Raw genomic sequence first — 19,760 nt, 5'->3', positions numbered from 1 at the left:
ATCTGGTCGGTTTATGGCGAGAGCGGCTATGTGCTGCCGCTATCCGACAGCACCCGGCTGACGCCATTTGCGGGGCTGTCCTATGACCGTCTCAAACGTGGCGGCTTTACCGAAAACGGCGGCGTGTTCGGCTTGACGGCGGATAGCCAGGCGTATCGGCAGACGGCGGCACTGCTCGGGTTACGCGGCGATGCAGCGTTTCAATGGGTGGGCGGACGCAGCGTATTGCAGGGCTACGCAGCCTGGCAACATGCGTTCACCGACGGCAGCCTGGATTTCAACGCAGCCTTCGTCGGCGCGCCGGCGGCTGGCTTTACGGTGCAGGGAATAGGATTGGCGCGCAATTCCGGCTGGGCTGGATTGGGCTTGAGCACCGATGTGGACAAGCGCTGGGGTTGGTATCTGAACTACGACCTGCAGTTCGGCAGGGGTGGTTTGGCTAACAATGTGGTGGCGCTGGGGTTGCGCTTCAAGCTGGATTAACCGGTTGCGGGCAGGGCGGAGCGCCGTGTTTCAGCGGCGTTTGAACTCTGCTCCGCCATGTTTGCCATTACTCGATGGCTTACTCGATTTGCGGCGGCGCCAGCACATCGCGGCTGCCGTTGGTGGCCACCGATGACACGATGCCGGCGGTTTCCATCTGTTCCACCAGCCGTGCAGCGCGATTGTAGCCGACGCGGAATTGCCGCTGCACCGATGAAATCGAGGCACGCCGGGTGCGCACCACGAAGGCCACCGCTTCGTCGTAGAGTGGGTCGGCTTCGACATCCTGGCTGTCGCCGAGCAGATCGGTGGTAGCGCCCTCGGCTGGCACTCCTGCCAGGATTGCCTCTTCATATTCCGGCTCGCCAAACTGTTTCAAATGCTCGACTACCCGATGCACTTCGGCGTCCGACACAAACGCACCATGCACCCGTTGCGGGTAACCGGAGCCGGGCGGCAGGAACAGCATATCGCCGTGGCCGAGCAAGGCTTCGGCACCCATCTGATCGAGGATGGTGCGCGAATCGATTTTTGACGACACCTGGAATGCGACCCGAGTCGGGATATTGGCCTTGATCAAGCCAGTGATGACATCGACCGAAGGCCGCTGTGTCGCCAGGATCAGGTGGATACCGGCGGCGCGCGCTTTTTGCGCCAGGCGGGCGATCAATTCTTCGATCTTTTTGCCGGTCACCATCATCAGGTCGGCCAACTCGTCGATGATCACGACGATCAGCGGCAAGGTCGATAACGGCTCCGGTGCGTCGGGTGTCAGTGAGAACGGATTGCTGATTTTCTTTTCGCGTTTCTCGGCATCGCGGATCTTCTGGTTGAAGCCGGCCAGGTTACGCACACCCAGCGCCGACATCAGGCGATAGCGCTTGTCCATTTCGGCCACGCACCAGGTCAGCGCATTGGCAGCCAGTTTCATATCGGTGACTACCGGCGCCAGCAAATGCGGAATCCCTTCGTAGACCGACAGTTCCAGCATCTTCGGATCGATCATGATCAGCCGCACTTCTTCCGGTGTCGCTTTGTACAGCAGCGACAGGATCATTGCATTGATCGCCACCGATTTACCGGAACCGGTGGTGCCGGCCACCAGCATGTGCGGTGCGCGCGCCAGGTCTGCTACCACTGGCTTGCCGGTGATGTCCTTGCCCAACGCCAGCGTCAAATGCGATGCAGAATCCTGGTAGGCCGGTGCTTCCAGTATTTCCGACAGTTTGATCATCTGCCGTTTCGGATTTGGCAGTTCCAGTCCCATGCAGGTTTTGCCGGGAATGGTTTCGACCACGCGGATCGACGTCAACCCCAGTGCCCGCGACAAATCCTTCATCAAGCCGACGATCTGGCTGCCGCGTACGCCCAGTGCTGGTTCGACTTCAAACCGCGTAATCACCGGGCCGGCATCGGCGCCCAGCACCGTCACCGGCACCTTGAATTCGCGCAAGCGCTGTTCGATCAGCAAACCGGTTTCCGCCAGGCGCTCGACCGGAATCTCGATCGCCTCGTTGACTGCCGGATCGAGTAAATCCAGTCCGGGTAATTCAACCCGCGGTTCATGGCGTAACTGGAACGGCACTTCGTCGTCATCTTCGAAAATCAGCGTTGGCGGAGATGTCGGTGCGGCAGACTGCGTTGCGGCGCTCGGCGGAGCCGCGACGGGCGCGTCAATCCTGCCGACGGCGGTATGGGAAGGTAAGGTCGCACCGGATATGGCGGCAGTCGGATGCTGTGTTGCCGCCGTACCGACCGGTGCGATGCCATCCGGGGCCGTCTGCGTTGCAATCGCTGGCGCGGGCCGCGCCTCAAATACCGATGACGCGTTGGATAACGCAGCAGGGTGACTATGCGCTGCTTGCGCGACTGCTCCTTGCAGATCATGAACCGGTGCTTCCGTCACCGGCACGGCGGACGCTGCAATTGTTGTCGTCGTTGCGATAGCAGCAGTGCTTGCGTGCGTACCAACGGGGCGCGTGCTGATGGTTCTGGTCTGGGGACGATGCTGCGCGCGCTCGACAGCGCTTCTGTTGATGGCATCTCCGCGCGCGGTGCTGGAAGTCCGGGCCTGCTGTGCGGTATCGGCGCGGGCGCGCATGGCGGGAGTGGGAATGATGCGCTCGAAACTGGCCCATTCGGACATTGCTCTGCCGCCGGCCTTTTGGTCCTGCTGCTTGGCCGGCGCCTGACGCGGCGCGCCTGGCATTTTTTTTGACAGGTCGGGCAGATCGGAGCGTGACGGTAATTGCCAGGATTTTCGTGTACGCGGCGGCACGGCAACGCTTTCGCGCTGTCGCGCCGGTAGAGGCCTGGTTCCGGCTGCCGTTGCTACGGCGCTGGGTGTGGCTCGCGTGGCTCGGGCGATACGCGGTTCGCGTGCCGTCTCAGTCGTTTCGATTTTTCCTGGCGCGCTGCGTGGAGTCTCGCCGGAGCGAGTAGTGGATTTGGCGCGTTCGCGGCCGAACAGCCACGACAGCGCAATCGCGCAGATCGCCATCAGCACCAGTATTCCCAATATGTTGCCAAGCACGCCGGTGAATCCGCGCGCCAGGGCTTGTCCGGCAAAGTCGCCATTGGGCGGCGTCGATCCAGAGCCGCGTAGCAGAGCTTCGAGCGCGCTGCTGCCGCACAGTATGAACAAGGTGCCCAGCCATAAACGGATGGATCCCGGGCCGCGCAGTGCAGTCGTCCCGGCCCGGCGCGCTTTGACTTCGCGTACAACCAGGGGAATCAGCCACAGTAAAGACCATCCGAACCAATCGAAAACTGCTATATGCATACTCAAATTCAACGAAAAATCGACGTCCGGAAATCGCAAGACATGCACCGGTCCGCTCATGGGCCGGCAGACTCCGCTTGACAGTTGCAGTGCTTCGGCCGCCGCGGATGACTGGCTGAAGGTTGTTGGACGCCTTGTAATGAAAGTAGGTGATATTAACCGAAAAAGCAGCGGCCGTTCCCTGTGGGATGTGTTGCTGCCTTTCCCGTTCGCCGACGATGAATGTCAAGTATTGTGCACGCGATAGCAAGATGGCATTCAATATCATTCAATCGGCAAGCCCTTCGATCAATTGCGTTTGAAGTGTGCAGGCAAAAAAAATGCCTGGAATCCAGGCATTCTGTGAGGTATGTCGTACAACGCTGAAAATCGGCCGGCGCATCGCGCATCCCGGCCGGTCTGGCCTTTGGGTCAGTGCGGGAAGCTGACCAGGCGCGCCTGCATTGCCGACGACAAGCTCAGGTCGAAACGGCCACCGCTAGGCAAGCCGCTGATGTCGAGCGTGGCGCTGCCATTTTGCAGGCGGTTGCCGAGCACCGTCTTGGCGCCATTCGGCGCTACATACATCAGCGACAGGAATGGTTCCTGAGCTGCATTCCAGGTCAGGCTCAGGCGACCGTTCTGCACTGTCCAGCCGACCGACGACGCCATCCCTTGCGCTGCGCCGCTGGCCTGGGTAGCCACCTTGGCGCGTTGCACCTGGCCTGGCTGGCGCATGGCCAATACCTGGCCGTTATGCAGCACTTCCACGGTGGAGATGTCGCCGGGATTCGGCATGCTGACCCAGAAGTGGCTGGTTTCATCCTTGGCGTCGGCCACGCCGACTGGATCGAAAGGCAGTTTAAAGGTCTGGCCCGCCACGGTGTGCACCCGTAATTCATAAGTCGACTTGGCGCTTGCGGTGTCATTGCGCAACTTCGCCGCTGAGGCGCTAGCCGGATGCAGCAGCACGCCCTGTGCCGTGAGTTCGCCGGAAATGGTCAGGTAGCCATCCGCAGCTGCGATGTCGGCGCCGGTCGCGGCCAGCACCAGCGGTTGCGGGATGGCGAGAGTCCGCGATTCGGCAAACTGCTGCGCACGCACGTAGCTGAAATCCGAGAACCAGGTGCCGCCGCAATAACCCATCACATCTTTCATTTGCGTATTGCTTGGCGTCAGCGGTGCACTCAGCGTGCCGATCTGGGTGTCGGTGTCGTACAGGCTGTTGTAGACCGGCAGCGCACTCAGGTCGGCGTTGGTGTTCGGGAACGCCGGATCGGGGTTGCCAGCGCCGCCGCACGGTGCATGGCTCAACGAATGGTTGTGGCCCATCTCATGCACCATGATGGCTTGCCATTGCGGCCATTTGTTGTCGAACGGATCGCCTTGGCCGGCGCTGGAAGTCCAGTCCAGGCCAATGGCGGCAACCGGCGAACTACCGCCTTGGGTCCGGTTACCGACATAGCCCAGGCCGGCGACGAACGAGCCGGGAATAGGGTTGTACATCGGCACGAAACCATAATAGAAGGTATTCGGACTTTCGACTTCACGCGCAGCTTCCAGCTGGTTGAGGGCGCTGCTCCAGTTCATCGTGGTGGTGTCGGTGGCGCCGCTGATGACCAACGGGGCGCGTTTTTGTACGACGATATTGCCGTTCGCATAGGGATAGACCCGCGCCAGTGCTTTCTGGACATCGCTCAAGGAGGTCGGCAATACTCCGGTCGCGCCGCCGACTGTCAGCGGCACCAGTATCACGCGCATGGCAGTCGCTGCGCCCACGGTAGGCGATACGTCCTGGCTCGCTGGGCTTGTTGGGCTGCTGCCGCTGCCGGCCAAGACCCGGATGCCGACCTTGACGCCAGGTTTGACCCAGGCTGCAGGCAGCACGACATTGAAGCTGCTGTTCAGGTTGTAATCATCCTTGGCGGTAGGCAAATTGGCCGGTCCGCTCATCGCCAGCGTGCCAAGCGGCGTACCTGATCCGGAACTGGCCACCAGATTGACTACCGGGCTCTGGGTGCCGGCGGTTGGCGCCAGGACTGTTGCCCGCACCAGGGCAGGGCGTCCCGGAGTCAGGCGCAGGGTCGGATCGGTGGCGCTCTTGTCGAACACATGCACGAAATCGACGTTGCTGATCCATAGCCCGACGTTGCCGCTGCTGTCGATCGAACCGGCATTGACGCTGGCCTGGCCGGGCGCGCTCAACGTCACGTTGCCGCTGGTGCCGAGGCTGACATTCAAAACCAGCTGCGTACTGCTAATGCTGACGATGGTCGCGTTCGAGGAGCCGACCTTGGCCGCAGTGACGATGTTGAGATTGCTGCCGGCGATGGTGAGCACAACCGTGCCGCCGCTGGTGGAGCTAAGCAAGGATGTCGGGATGACCGATGGCTCTACGGTAAATGCGCTGGCGCTCTGCACTTCCTGATAGGGATCACGCACCGTGAGCGGGCCGGATGCGGCGCCGGGCGGCACGCTGAACGTGACCGCGTTGTTCGATGCGGTGCTTGCCGATGCCAGCGTACCGTTGGCAAAGCGGATCGTGGTTACCGCCGCCAGGCCGTTGCCGCTGATGGCGACGCTGCTGCCAACGATGCCGACCTGCGGCAGCATGGCGGTAACGGTCGCCGGCACGTAGCCATTGATCTGGTATGCGCTGCTGACGGCGACACCGCCAACATTCAACGTCAACATGCCGGAAATCGCCTGCGCCGGCATGGTCAAGGTTGCCGAGCTGCTGGTACTGCTGACTACCGCCAAGTTGATGCCGCCTATGCTATAGCCGCTGACTTTATCCAGGTTGTTGCCCTGAATGGTGAAGTTGCTGCCGACAGGGACATTGCTCGCCGATACGCTGGTGATCAGCGGCGTCGGTTGGCTGGACGAGAAGCTGGTTGCCGACTGTACCGAAAATCCTGGGCCGGACAGCGTGATCGGTCCGCTGACCGGATTGACCGGAACCGTGACGGTGATTTGGGTATCGCTGACAACGCTGAATGTCACCGCCGTGCCGCCGATGGTTACCGCGGTGACGCTCTTGAAACCGCTGCCGGTAATGGTGACCGTGGCGCCGGGTGCGGCGCTTGATGCCGACAGCGCCATGATATTCACCGAGGCTGCTGGAGCGGTCGTTGTCGGCGTACTGCTGGAGCCGCCACCGCCGCCACAGCCTGCCAGGGCCAACATGGCACAGGTAAAAACGAGAATCAGAGGATTCCTGATGTTATTCATTTCAAAGCACTGCCTTTGCAAGATCGAGGTGTGTCGGATGTCAGCGAGCATGCCGGCCTGCATCAACATGGATGCAGCGTCGGAAAACGTTTCCATTTGGAAATTTCAGGCGGGATTGTAGTTGCTAAGCGCTGGTTCCGTAAAGCAATAGATGTCTTGTCATGCTCAAGGATGGTGAGCCATGTGTTGTATCAATTGGATTGAAGTAGAAAAAAAAGACCTCACTAGCTTGTCAAGTTTTCTCATTGGGAATACTCTGCCTCAACTACAGCTGTTGATTTCGGTCTACCGTCGGTCCATTTAGTGAACGAGCTTGCGTGAAATTGCAATTCAAATATCCTACTGCACGGGTCGGCAAAATATTGCTGCTGGCCCTTGGCATATTCACTGTGCTGCGGCTGATCGTGATTTGGAGCGCAGTACGTGAGCACTCAGGAGATATGGAGCGCATCACAGTTCGTGCCGCGCAGACGGATATGGATAACCTGGTGCGCAGCTATGCGGCAAACACGTTGCGTGTGGTGCAGCGTTTTGATCAGGCGACAAAATCGATCAAATTCCAGTATGAAAGCAAAGAGGGAATTTCGGATCTGCCGGATTTTGTCGGCAGGAGTGTCCTGAATAATGACGATATTCCTTTGCTGGCTTCTATCGCCAACGATCAGGGCGATGTCGTCGCCAGCACCCGGCACGGCCCGATCGGCATCGCCAACGTCAAGGACCTGGCGTTTTTCAAGATTCATGTGTTGCAGGATTCCGGCCAACTGTATATCGGCAAACCGTTGGTCGACCCTGTCTCCGAAACGGAAAGCGTGAGTTTCAGCCGTCGATTGAACCACCCTGACGGCAGTTTCGCCGGCATCGCATTCGTCAGCATCGATCCTTCCTATCTCAGTGGTTTTTACACGAGCACGGATTTCGGCGCCAATGGAATGGTGAGCTTACTGGGTAATGACGGCGTCTTTCGTGCGCTGCGTATCGGCAGCACGAACAAGAGCGGTGCGGCGGTCGACTTTGCCGATACCCTGCAGCGCTACAATGCTGCGCATGCTACGGCTGACGGCGCGCTAGTGCTGCCTGCGATAGACAAGGTGCCGCGCTACACGGCATATCGGCAGCTCGACAACTATCCGTTGCTGGCCAGCGTGGGCATTGCCCGGAGCGATGCGTTGCGCGCGCTGAACAGCGACAAGAATAGCTACTATCTGCTGGCCATTGGCGCATCCTTGACTGCCATCGGATTTTTTTGCTTTACTGCATTCCTCGTGATGATGCTGAAATCGCGCGAATCGCTGATGGAGTACCTGGCTTCGCATGACACGTTGACCGGTCTTCCCAACCGCTTGTTTTTCCAGCAGCGCCTGCAGGAGGAGATGGGGCGCTCGATCCAGCACGGCAACGCACTTGGCGTGCTGTTCATTGATCTGAACGATTTCAAGGCGATCAACGATAAATACGGCCATGAGGCTGGCGATGCCTTGCTGTGCGCCGCTGCCAAACGCATTCAGGCTGCAGTGCGGAATATCGATATCGTGTGTCGCTTGGGTGGTGACGAATTCACGGTTGTGCTGCCCAATCTGACCGATGCCGATATTGCTGCAACAGTCAGTCATCGGATCCGTCAGACGATTGCCCAGCCATTTTCGATAAACGGTGTTGAGATGTCGATCGGCGCTAGTATCGGTATCAGTCGCTATCCGGAAGATGGCGGCAATATATCGGCCTTGCTTGAACGCGCCGATAGCGCCATGTATCACGCCAAGTCCGGCGGTTAAATCTGGTTTGCGTCGTGCGCAACGCGCACAGCTAACTGGGTGGTCGTCAAATTTAACTACGCGCAGTTACTACACGCAGTTAAATGGGGTCAGAGTTTTTTTTCGGCAGGGTTTCGCCGAAAATTACTCTGACCCCTTTTAACGGCCTACGGAGTGAGTGCGGCGGTGCATCAGCCGTGTTCATTCGGCGCTACTTAAAACGGTTGCTACTCCGTGGAGGCTTGCCGGGGGCGGCCCGGCAGCCGCTCACTTTTTGCTTCGCCAAAAAGTAAGCAAAAAGGCGATCGCACAGCCGTTGCCCGCCGTCGGCGGGTCCCCAAATGAGCCGTGCGCCAGTCGGATGGGACACAAACTCGCTTCGCTCAAACATGTGTCCCATAATTCCCGACTGTCGCGCGTCTCATTTGGCAACGTCAGCATGCGAAAAGTCAAAAGCAACGGCAACGTCAAAACCAACATCAACATCAAAACCAACGTCAACGTCAACGTCAACGTCAACATCAACATCAAAACCACCCCCGCGCAGTTAAATGGGGTCGGAGTTTTTTTTCGCGGCTTTTCGCGAAAATTACTCTGACCCCTTTTAACGGACCACGGAGTGAGTGCGGCGGTGTATTGGCAATGAATGGGCGTTGTTACCTAATGCGGTTGCTACTCCGTGGAAGCTTGCCGGGGGCAGCCCGGCAGCTAGTCACTTAAATTACTGCACGCAGATAACTCGTCTTTCAAATTAATCTAGGATTTCGCCGGCTGCTCGGCTGGCAATGCAATCTCTGCCTTGTTTTGCCAGCCACCACCCAACGCGGCAAACAGTGTGACGCAATCTTGCAGGCGCTGTCCCTGCACCCGAACGAAATTCATGCTGGCTTGCGCGTAGGCATTTTCGGCGGTGATCAGTTGCAGCACATTCGATTTGCCGGCGCTATAGCTGGCGCGCTGCAGGCGCAGCGATTTGCTGGAAATATCCAGTGCGTTGCCGGCCAGGCGCAGTGATTCGGCGTCGTTGTCGATCGCGCGCAATGCATCGGCTACCTGGCCGAACGCTACCAGCACAGTCTGGCGATAGGTGGCGAGCTGGGCGTCGTAGGCGTCTATTGCCGCGCGCTTTTGCGATACCAGCGCGCCGCCCTGGAACAAGGTCCAGTTGCCATTGGTGCTGGCGCTGATGGCTTTACTGGCGTTGTTGAGCAGCGTATTGAGCACGGTGGATTGATAGCTGTCGGAGATTGACAGCGTCAGGCTCGGATACAGCTGGGCTGCGGCAATGCCGATCGCTGCGCTGTCGGCGTGCAACAGCGCCTCCGCCGACAGAATGTCCGGTCGTTGATGGACCAGTTCCGACGGCAGGCTGAGCGGCAGTTGTTCCGGCATCTTGAACGTATCGAAATCGAAATCCGGAGTGCGCCATTGCGACGGTGCTTGTCCGACCAGGACCGACAACGCATGGCGTGCGACGCTGAGCTGCTGATGCAACGCCGGCAGTTGGGTGCGGTCATTTTCGAGTTGCGCCTGCGCGGTCAGGACATCGGTTTGCGCTGCGGTACCGATCAGGTAGGATTTCTGAACCAGTTCCAGATTCTTTTCATCGTTCTTGATCAAATCTTCAGTCGTGACCAGCAATTTTTGCGTCACCGCCAGCGTAATGGCTTGCGTCACCGCAGAACTGGTTAATGTCAGGTAAGCAGCCGCCAGTTGGTAATGCTGGTTTTCGGCATTAGCCTTGGCCTGTTCGACGGTGCGCGCGGTTTGACCGGCAATGTCGAAGGTGTAGCTGATCGATGGTCCAAGTGAAAACTGATTGCTGACTGTGCCGTGGGAATATTGGTCGGTGCCGGCGCCGATAAAATTCTTTCCAACCGATGCACCGAGGCTGACAGTGGGGTACCAGGTCGATTTGGCCTGCACGATCGCCTCCTTGGCCTGGGCCAGCGTGGCGCGCGCTGCAACCAGGGTCTGATTGGCGGCGATGGCTTGATCCAGGACTTCTTTCAAGCCGGGCACCTGGAACAGATCCCACCACTGGGCAGGCAAGGCCTGTCCCTGCACGATGCGCGACGGTGTTGCTGTCGGCGAGCCGGCCGGCGGAGCCTGGTCGTTATCGTATGCGGTGAAGTTTGGCGCCGCGGGACGCACGAAGTCAGGGCCGGCAGTGCAGCCGGCAAGACCGAAGACGGCGCCGGCCAGCAGGCTGAAAACGCGGAAGCAGCCGCCGCAGCTGGAACGAAGGGGCTGGTTATTCATAACGTAGGGCGTCGATAGGATTGAGGAGAGATGCCTTGCGCGCCGGGTAAAAACCGAAAAACATGCCGATGCCGGCGGAGAAGCAAAAAGCGCCGATGATCACGCTGGTATGCAGCAGAATCGGCCAGCCGGCGACGTGCGCAATGATCTTCGACGCCACAATGCCGGCCAGTACGCCGGCGCCGCCGCCGATCAGGCTCAGCAGCGTAGCTTCGATCAGGAACTGCAGCAGCACGTGGAAACGCCTGGCGCCGATCGCCATGCGTATGCCGATCTCGCGGGTACGTTCGGTGACCGACACCAGCAGGATGTTCATGATACCAATGCCGCCGACGACCAATGAAATCGAAGCAATCGCTGCCAGCAGCAACTCCATCACGCGGCTATTTTCATCGGCAACTTCAGCAATTTCAGTCAGGTCGCGCACGCTGAAATCATCGGCCTGATCAGGTTTGATGCGATGCCGGCGCTCCAGCGTCTGCGTCACCTGCTGCAACGCCGTCTTCACCAATTCTGGGCTGCGCGCCTGGATGTACATGGTTTGCACAAAACCCTGCAGCTTGGGCTGGATGCTGAACGGATTCGGCGGCGCCGGATACACCGTGGTGCCTTGCGTCAGCCCGGTTGACGGTTGCGCCACGCCCAGCACCCGGACCTGAGAGGTGCGGAAGGGAATCAGTGCGACATCGTCCTGATCCTGGCCGGAGGCCGAATGCCCCTTGACCGACAGCACGCCGATGACCTCCATCGGCACATTCTTCACGATCACGGTGGCGCCGATTGGGTCTTGTCCTTCACCGAACAGATTATCCACTACCGTCTGTCCCAGGATGCAAACGGTACGTCCTTCGCGCTCGTCAATCTCATTGATCAGCCGTCCCGACGACAGCCCCCAGTTGCGAATCGACAGATAACTAGGCGTCACGCCCTGCACGCTGGTCGACCAGTTTTCATCGCCATTCTCTACTTGTGCGGACTGGCGGTTGACGTAGCTGATGACGCCGACCGCCGGATCTTCTTCCAGGATCGCCGCACCGTCGGAAACCTTCAGCGACGATGCGCTACCGGAGCCGCCGCGCACGCCGCTGCCGCGCACCGAGCCGGGCAGTACGATCAGCAAGTCGGTACCGAGGCTCTTGAGTTGCGCCTGGACAGCGGCCCTGGCGCCTTCGCCTACCGCCAGCATGATGATCAATGCGCATACACCGATGAAGATGCCGAGCATAGTCAGTGCCGACCGTAATTTATTGCGGCCGATTGCGCTGAATGCTGCAACGAACGCCATCGCCAGGAAGGACAGGAATTCCGCCGCACTGATGCCGGCTGATCCGATGGATGGAGGCGCCAGTTTGCTGGTCCGTGCACCGACGGCTGGGGCATCGACTTTGCGGATGTCGGATAGCACCAAGCCATCGCGCAGGGTGATGATGCGGTCGGCAAAATCGGCCATTTCCTGTTCGTGCGTGACCAGCACAACGGTCAGGCCCTGATCGCGATTCAATGCGCGCAGGGTGCCCATGATTTCGTTTGCGGTGGCCGAATCAAGGTTGCCGGTCGGCTCGTCGGCCAGCAGGATCGACGGATTGTTGATCAATGCCCGCGCCAGTGCAACCCGCTGCTGCTGGCCACCTGACAATTGATTGGGGCGGTTGTCCAGGCGATCGGCAAGTCCCAGCATGCCCAAGGTTTGATTCACCCGGCCGGCGCCATCGGCCAGTTGCCCGGAATAGAACAGTGGCAGCGAGACATTCTCGGCCGCGGTGGTGCGCGGCAGCAGGTTGAAGCTCTGGAACACGAAGCCGACCCGCCGGCTGCGGATCTTTGCCAGTTCCTGTTCGTCCAGGGCGGCGACATCCACGCCTTCCAGCAGATAGGTGCCGCCGGTAGTCTGGTCCAGGCAGCCGATCAGGTTCATCAAGGTCGACTTTCCCGAGCCGGATGCCCCCATGATCGCGACAAATTCGCCACGTTCGATAGCCAGGCTGACGCCGCGCAAGGCGTGCACTTCCTGTGACCCGACCTGATAGGTTCGGGTCAGATTGCGGACATCGATCACCAGGTCACGCCCGGCGGCCGATTGTGCCTCAGAGATCATGGCCGCCCCATGCCGCGCCGTCCGGCGCCGGCTTGCTGATTGAATGGCGATTTGATCGGCGCGCTCTTGGCCTCTACCTGGCGGATTTCCTTGACGATAACCTGGTCGCCCGGTTTCAGTTTTCCACTCAATACTTCAATCGCATCACCGTCGTCCAGGCCTGTGGTAATCCATACCGGATGTGGCGTGCCATCGCGCAGCACCCATACCCTGGCGCGTTTCCTGGTTTGTGCGTCGGGCTTATCCGTATCTTTATCAGTATCTGTCTCGGCCTGCTGCTTGCCGTTCGGCTTCTGCTCCGCCTTGTCATTGCCGCGGTCGTGCTGCGCATCAACTTGCCCACCCGCGCCATGACGTTCGCCGCGTTCCCAACCATGGTGGTCGCCATGGCCACCGCCGTGATTGTCGCCGCGATGCTGGCCGCGGCTGTCGTCTGCACTGCCATCGTGTTCCTTGCCGCTTGCGGCGTTTTGCTTTGTAGCGCTCTTGTCCGCAAGTTGCGTGGCCGGCTTTGCAGCTTGATTGGTGTTGCCGGCGCCGTTGTCGGCCTGGCTGTCATCCTGGTTTCTGGAACGCGCTCCGTGCTCGTGTGGCGAGCCGCCGCCATGACCGCTGCGTTCCGGTGTGAAGCGCACGGCAGCAAGAGGAATGCGCAGCACGTTCTCACGTGCGTCGGTGACAATTTCCGCATCGGCGGTCATCCCCGGAAACAGCAGCAGATCCGGATTGTCGACTGTCACCACCACATCGTAAGTCACCACGTTCTGCACCGTAATTGGTCCACGGCGAATCTGCTTCACAGTGCCTTCGAAGGTTTTATCGGGATAGGCCTGCACCGAGAACGTGACATCCTGGTCCACCTTGATCCGGCCCACGTCGGCCTCGCTGACGTTGGCGTCCACCTGCATCTTGGTCAAGTCTTTGCCGATCAGGAATAGGGTAGGGGTTTGCAAGCTGGAGGCGACAGTCTGTCCGACATCGACGCTGCGAGTCAGCACCGTGCCGGTCACCGGTGAAACGATGTTGGTGTAGCCGAGATTGACGACTGCCGATTTGAGCGACGCTTCCTGCGCCACAATGGCGGCCTTGTCGAGGTCAATCTGGGCAACTGCCTGCTTGAAGACATTCTGGTCGTTATCGACAATCTCTTGCGCCACGATGCCGTCTTTCAGCAATTTGGTATCGCGCTGATACACTGCATTTGCATAGATTTCGGCGGCCTGGTCCTTGCGTAGCTGGGCACGGCTGCTGTTGAGTTGCGCGGCATTCTGGTCGACTACCACCTGGAATGTGGACGGATCGATCTTCGCGCAAATCTGCCCGGCCTTGACCTCCGTATTGAAATCGCACGTCAGCGATTTGATGGTGCCCGAGACATAAGAGCCAACCTGAACCGTTACCCGCGGATTGATTGAGCCGGTCACATTGACCGAGCGCTCGATATCCCCCTGAGTCACCTCGGCGGTCACGTATTGCGGCTTGTCGTGGTTGCTCGCCCACCAATAATAGGCACCGCCTGCCGCCGCCAGCAGCAGGATCAGCAGCAGCCAAAGCAAGGCCTTCCTGGAGACTTGGCCCGTACGCGTTGCACCTGAAGAAATTTTACTCACACCGTTGCCTTATACGATTGATGCGGCGGCCATATTCCGCCTGTTCGTCAGGCTGCCAGCAATTGTTCTTGTTTTCCGTAATCTATTGAAATCCCAAGCCGGCTAGGCCGAAACCAAACAAAGCAAAAGTGCGCCGTGACGCCGCTTTTGGTGCGCGACGGATGTCTTTTGCTGATCGGATGCTTACACCAGCATTAGAACCCCCGCATGTAAATTGCTTATTGCAATGAACACGGTTTTGTATCGGCAATGTATATATTTGTAAGGAACTGCTCAGCGCCTTCCCAGCAAGGCTGGTGCAGGCATTAAGGGGTTATTGAGAAAGGAAAAAAGGTGATATTGCTGATGCTGTTCAGTAAAAGACTGAACAGATTTTTTGTTTGCGAGGGTTGGGTAGGGTGGGCACTCATGCCCACGCGGAAGGTTGGTTAATTGACGGGTGAATACGGCGTGGGCAGAAATCTGCCCACCCTACGATCCGGAGACTCGTCTCGGCGCCAGTCATTCCGGCGAGCGGGGCTGGTAGGGTGGGCACTCGTGCCCACGCGGAAGGCTGGTTAATTGACGGGTGAATACGGTGTGGGCAGAAATCTGCCCACCCTACGATCCGGAGACTCGTCTCGGCGCCAGTCATTCCGGCGAGCGCCGGAATCCATTCAGAGAAAGCAGGGCGACATTCTGCCGCCCCGCATCCTCAGAAATCTCCGTCATTGAACCGAAAATGATTCCAGTTCTTCGGTCGTGCGTTTATGCAGTGCGCCGCTGCCATTCGAGTCTTCGGAAATGACTTTTACATCGCGTTTGATCTCGGGGACATACCAAAACGCTTTGTACAGCCGTCCGCTGACTGGCGGCGGCGTAAAGGCGGTGTGGGTTTGCACGATAGCGGTAGCTCCAGCAGTTCCCGTTCCCACCGCGCTGTTCGCCGACGGACCGCGTGGTTCAAATTCCTTGCTCCACTCGCCTTCCACTTCAATCTTGAGCGCCTTGAAAGTCCCGGCCGGTACTTTTACCTCTTCCCAGCCGATGACCGTGTATTGCTGCGAGATTTTTTGTGTTTTAGTCAACGCATCGGGCTTGTCTTCCACAGTCTCCAATTTCCAGGTCTTACCAGGCTGCATCGGAAAATCGTAGGGGCGGTTAACCACGATATTTTTCCCGTTAACGCTGCGAGTGACGCTCCAGTCGGTATTGAGGGTGGATTCTTTCGGTGGCAAATTGCTATCAACCGGCTTGTTGGCAAGAACCACAGTGTGCGAGCCCACACGATTGATCGACGCTTCCCATTTGCGCGTTGTGGAACTCATGATGTCCGCTTTGCTTTCATCCACACGGATGCTGTAGACCCATTTGTCGCCTTCTTTCAAGGCAGGGCGGTCAACGGTTTGTGCATGGAGTGTGCCAATCGTCATACAGAACAGCGCAATGACTGTAGTGCGAGGAGCTATTATCATTTTTATTCCTACAAGAAATTTTGACGAAATGATTATAGCTTTCAAATATTGCCGAAACGGAAGCAGATACGTATTGTCACAATTTTCTTGTTTTCGTCATCGCAATGAAGGTGTAGGTGCGCTAGGCGAAGCGGAGTTCAAAGCATCACCTCAAACATAAAGGAAAAAAGGGTTACATACGAAAGCATGTAACCCTTTGATTTATATATGGCGAACGCGGTATCTCAGCGCGTCCAGCCCCATCCTTGCTTCTTGAACGCCAACCGCATGAAGCGTTCCCCGATGCGTCTGTGCGTTGCCGCATCGGGATGCAAATTGTCTGGTAGAGGTAGCTCCCCTGCGTCCGTTGCACCATAAAGTTCGCGGCCATCGAGATAGGAGAGATTGGGGTCATCAACCGCTCGTTGCTTCACTATCCTTTGCAGCTCGTCACGAATCATATTGAGCGTCAGTTTTCCCGCCGCACGTTCAGCTGGATTTCCGGCGGCACGGAAGCGCAACTGACCGAGACTCAGGCCGCTCATGTCTATCAAGCTAGGACCTGGCGTGTCCTCGTGAATCGGGCACAGGATGGGAGAGATGATCAGCAGCGGCGTATCGGGATGCCCCTCGCGGAGAGTATCAATGAAACCGTGCACCGCGGGCCCAAAAGCGCGCAAGCGCATCAGGTCCGTGTTGATCAGGTTAATGCCGATCTTTAGGCTGATCATGTCGGCTGGCGTATCGCGCATGACCCGGGCAACAAACGGATCAAGCAGCGCGCTGCCGCCGAGTCCCAGATTAACCAGCTCCGACCCACTAAGCGAGGCTGCCAGGGCCGGCCAGGTCGTGGTCGGGCTCGCAGCATCGGAGCCATGGCTGATGGAACTGCCGTGATGTAGCCATACTTTACGGCCATGGACAGGAATCGGTTCGATCGGCGCGTCAGTACGCAGCGCCACGATTTCCGTGGTCTCGTTATGCGGCAGCCATATCTCAATATTCTTGGCGCGCGCCGGCAAACCAGTAAAGCGAAGTGTCCCTACCGGACCAGCTTCTGTTTTCATCGTGCCGGCGGACATGTCTATATTTAGAACATTGCCCCCTGCGACACTTGCCTGGGCAATCAGAGCACCGTCCACCAGCAGGTCATATATGCCGTCGGGACGTGGAGGCGCACCGACGTATACGCGCCTGGTACGCAAGGTGTCCAGCTCAATCACCGTCGCTTCGCTACGAAAAACCAGACGCACTCCGGAAGGTTGGGCTTCAACCATTGCCAATTGTGGATCAGGGCATTGCAAGCGCGCCCAAGCCGGCAAGCGATGCGGAAGCACGCCGTGTGCAGTTGTCTCAAGCTCAATCGCGCCCCGCAGGATATCAACGCTTATCTCGTTATTCTGCATGGTGTCGAATTTTCGTTGTACAAACATTGCGACGTACTCCTCGTGCAGAAAAGGACAGAATTCGACTGAACCAGTCAAAAATCTTCGCCCAAAGAAAATGCGGGTTGCATGAAAAATCACGCAACCCGCATGGATACTGGTGGGCCCCCCCAGAGTCGAACTGGGCACCAACGGATTATGAGTCAAACACGCAGTATGCGCGTGACCCGCAAAGCCTTGTAATATAACAACTACTGATTACGCATCCAGTGCATGAAATACGCTGGATGCGCTGAGTTGGTCAAAAAAGTCCCCACCTAATATATCCGCTTAATTGCCAAGCGGGCGTTGCAGCATTATGCAGCGATCAATCAAATCTATATCGGCTGATACGGGCTGTCAGTAATGGAGAAATTATCACCGTAAATAGATTGGTAGTCGATTTTTACTTTGATGCGATTTAATCCCGCATATAATTTTGCAAATTCAAGATCACAAGCTCCTCCTTTTACGGCATTAAATCGTAGTAAGGGTTCATCTACACTTGCGCCATTGAATAACGATGTTCTTGGCGGAGTCGACGCGACAGAAAAACAAGTAACTTGCACGTTTAATTTTTGAAGTGCTTCCGGCCACCCTCCAAGGGATTTCGATTGAATTGGCTTGTCATCAATAAACAATTGAAATCCAGTGAAGTATGCTGGGCCAAGTCCATTGTTTGACATATACCAGCCGTACCTATCCCTTTTGCTATCAAGCTGAAAAGTAAGTGTTATGCGTGGCTGCACAGAAATTCGATCATGTTGCTTGGTCATCTCGTTTTGTCGATACGTAAAAAATACAGAAGCAACCGCAATGACTATGCCGCAGACGCCGACGCAGAGTTCCCAATTCATTTTTCGTTCGCTCATATCTATCTCAATGTAAGTAGCAATTAAGGCAATTATTTTGTCTTGTGATATCTACCATGTCTATCTTTTCTAAAATAAGGTACCCCTCGGGAAAACCATAACCTTTATAACTTTTTTTAGAAATCGGCTGGAAACCCTTGCTGTATAAGGCTTTGCAAGATTCGGCAAACTATAACCTCGGCATAACCTTGGCATAACTTGGTTATAAAATTAAAGTTAACCTCTCTAAAAATAAATAACTATATAAATCAATGGCTTGGAATCTGGTTATGTTTTGGGTTATCAAAAGTTATGGTTCAACCATAACCACCTAAGTCTTTATAAATCAACGGCTTACCGTTCATAAAATCGCTAGGTTATAAAGGTTATGCTTTCCCCGAGGTCAAACTTGAAACCGGTTTTCACCGCTCACACCACTACCCCGTTTTTACCCTTCTGCGTGCGTCGTTTTGCGTCACTTTTTTGCGACGTATTTGCGCCCTTCGACGCTAGGTTTCCCCTATATGCGTCACTTTTGGAAATTTGAGTCGAAATCGACCAATTTAGCGGGCAGGCGTGGCGGGGGGATGACTGCCGCGCCGGCCTCGTTGTTGCCTACGCACCACAAATATCCCGCTAAAGGAGTCGAGGATGACACGTAGTTGCTCTGCGGCACGTGTCCCAGATTCGTGTCCTGGCTCAGCTTCCGTTGGAAATGTAATTCCGATCCGGGCTAGACCCATAGGCCAGGCTCATGTGCCGTTGTACAACGCTTTTTGTGAACCTTTGCAAAATCCAACTCGGTTTTAGCAATGACACACTTTTAAAGTGTATTTTTCACTACAATCTTTCTCTGAATAAAGAATGCCAATTCTTTAGCTATTCATATCTCTAGTGAATCATCTAAAAATAAAACGTTACAAAAATATATGGCCGTGATCCGAGTACCGCCACTCACCGAGGGCGTTCATAAAAGTAGAGACGTAATGTTTGAACCTATCATCCGCGATGGTGCCTCGGTTCAAACTATCGACGATTTCAAGCAATGGACGCGTGAGGCAATTCGGCCTATTTTTCCTCACGAAACGTTGGGTTGTGGATACGGCCGTATTCACGCAGGCGGGGTCGGAACTGATGGCATCATTGCTGTCGACTACCCCATAGAGCATTTGAAAGATATTTGTAATAAAGCTGGTGGCCTTGATACGCCAATTTTGCGTCGCTGGCTGATGACGCGTGAGCCTCAGTTATTTGATGGTGATGTGCCTTGGCCCGACATCCCCCAACATTGGTTCGAGCAGTTTCAACGCCACGGGATGAAAAACACCGCGGCGCATGCGGTCTACGATACCGAGCGTTGCATTGGCACCTATCACAGCTTTCACCGTATACCAGGCGTTCTAGGCGAAATGCATATCGCCATGTTGAGACAGTTGGCGCCGATCATGCATGAAGTGCTGTGTGGCGTGATTGAGAATCTGAACAATGCGAACGCATTTGAATCTCTTCTATCTTCACTGTCCGTACGTGAGCGAGAGATTGTGCGCTTGGTTGCGCAAGGCAAAACAAACCGAGAAATTGCTGAAGCGATCTTTTTAAGTGAAGTTACAGTCAAGCACCATGTAACGAGTATTTTTCAAAAGCTCGGGATGGACAGTCGGACCCAGCTTGTATGCCGACTCGCCGAACATGAAGCGAGTATGAAATCCGAATATGGGGTCAAAATATTTTAAATGACCATCGCTGTCCTTGCGAATCATTCAAAGCCGTGCATTTCTTGTACGCACAATATCGATTGCATGAAAATCGGCACTAAAGTGCCATATACCGCCGACTAAAGATGCGTTATTTTTACG

General features: G+C 56.7%; 12 protein-coding genes. 4 read left to right on the top strand and 8 right to left on the bottom strand.

Going from position 1 to position 19,760, the window contains the following annotated elements:
• Positions 1–483 (top strand): autotransporter outer membrane beta-barrel domain-containing protein (locus tag ACIPF8_RS24130; RefSeq protein ID WP_400426256.1); only part of this gene is annotated, 483 nt, incomplete at its 5' end.
• A gap of 79 nt (positions 484–562) precedes the next feature.
• On the opposite strand, the gene ACIPF8_RS24125 is transcribed toward ACIPF8_RS24130, so the two are convergent.
• Both ACIPF8_RS24125 and ACIPF8_RS24120 read right to left on the bottom strand, forming a co-directional pair.
• The gene (locus tag ACIPF8_RS24125) at positions 563–3,265 is read right to left on the bottom strand and encodes a DNA translocase FtsK (protein WP_400426254.1); all 2,703 of its coding nucleotides are present in this window, start codon (positions 3,263–3,265) and stop codon (positions 563–565) included.
• Positions 3,266–3,676: 411 nt separating this feature from the next.
• Positions 3,677–6,571: an IPT/TIG domain-containing protein gene (locus tag ACIPF8_RS24120; RefSeq protein WP_400426252.1), complete on the bottom strand. Its 2,895-nt coding sequence runs from the start codon at positions 6,569–6,571 to the stop codon at positions 3,677–3,679.
• 221 nt (positions 6,572–6,792) lie between these two features.
• On the opposite strand from ACIPF8_RS24120, the gene ACIPF8_RS24115 reads away from it, so the two are divergent.
• Both ACIPF8_RS24115 and ACIPF8_RS24110 read left to right on the top strand, forming a co-directional pair.
• Positions 6,793–8,250: a diguanylate cyclase domain-containing protein gene (locus tag ACIPF8_RS24115; RefSeq protein WP_400426250.1), complete on the top strand. Its 1,458-nt coding sequence runs from the start codon at positions 6,793–6,795 to the stop codon at positions 8,248–8,250.
• A 253-nt stretch (positions 8,251–8,503) separates the two neighbouring features.
• Complete coding sequence (locus ACIPF8_RS24110) at positions 8,504–8,827, top strand: hypothetical protein (RefSeq protein ID WP_400426248.1); 324 nt, start codon at positions 8,504–8,506, stop codon at positions 8,825–8,827.
• 158 nt (positions 8,828–8,985) lie between these two features.
• Here the strand turns inward: ACIPF8_RS24110 and ACIPF8_RS24105 are convergent, their stop codons facing one another.
• The 6 genes from ACIPF8_RS24105 to ACIPF8_RS24080 form a co-directional block, all read right to left on the bottom strand.
• Positions 8,986–10,491: an efflux transporter outer membrane subunit gene (locus tag ACIPF8_RS24105; RefSeq protein ID WP_400426246.1), complete on the bottom strand. Its 1,506-nt coding sequence runs from the start codon at positions 10,489–10,491 to the stop codon at positions 8,986–8,988.
• Positions 10,484–12,586, bottom strand: coding sequence for an ABC transporter permease (locus ACIPF8_RS24100; protein WP_400426244.1), 2,103 nt, complete (start codon positions 12,584–12,586; stop codon positions 10,484–10,486). The genes ACIPF8_RS24105 and ACIPF8_RS24100 overlap by 8 nt, the downstream gene beginning before the upstream one ends.
• Positions 12,583–14,196, bottom strand: a complete 1,614-nt coding sequence (locus ACIPF8_RS24095) for an efflux RND transporter periplasmic adaptor subunit (protein WP_400426242.1) — start codon at positions 14,194–14,196, stop codon at positions 12,583–12,585. The genes ACIPF8_RS24100 and ACIPF8_RS24095 overlap by 4 nt, the downstream gene beginning before the upstream one ends.
• 707 nt (positions 14,197–14,903) lie before the next feature.
• Complete coding sequence (locus tag ACIPF8_RS24090) at positions 14,904–15,608, bottom strand: hypothetical protein (RefSeq protein ID WP_400426240.1); 705 nt, start codon at positions 15,606–15,608, stop codon at positions 14,904–14,906.
• Positions 15,609–15,874: 266 nt separating this feature from the next.
• Positions 15,875–17,062, bottom strand: coding sequence for an SGNH/GDSL hydrolase family protein (locus tag ACIPF8_RS24085; protein WP_400426238.1), 1,188 nt, complete (start codon positions 17,060–17,062; stop codon positions 15,875–15,877).
• Positions 17,063–17,391: 329 nt separating this feature from the next.
• Positions 17,392–17,925, bottom strand: coding sequence for a hypothetical protein (locus tag ACIPF8_RS24080; protein ID WP_400426236.1), 534 nt, complete (start codon positions 17,923–17,925; stop codon positions 17,392–17,394).
• Positions 17,926–18,890: 965 nt separating this feature from the next.
• On the opposite strand from ACIPF8_RS24080, the gene ACIPF8_RS24075 reads away from it, so the two are divergent.
• On the top strand, positions 18,891–19,637 hold the full coding sequence (locus ACIPF8_RS24075) for a response regulator transcription factor (protein WP_400426234.1): 747 nt from the start codon (positions 18,891–18,893) through the stop codon (positions 19,635–19,637).
• The last annotated feature ends 123 nt before the right edge of the window (positions 19,638–19,760 follow it).

It is taken from the genome of Collimonas sp. NPDC087041 (genome assembly GCF_044745265.1).
Lineage (GTDB): Bacteria > Pseudomonadota > Gammaproteobacteria > Burkholderiales > Burkholderiaceae_D > Collimonas.
This window is presented reverse-complemented; position numbering and strand designations above follow the sequence as displayed.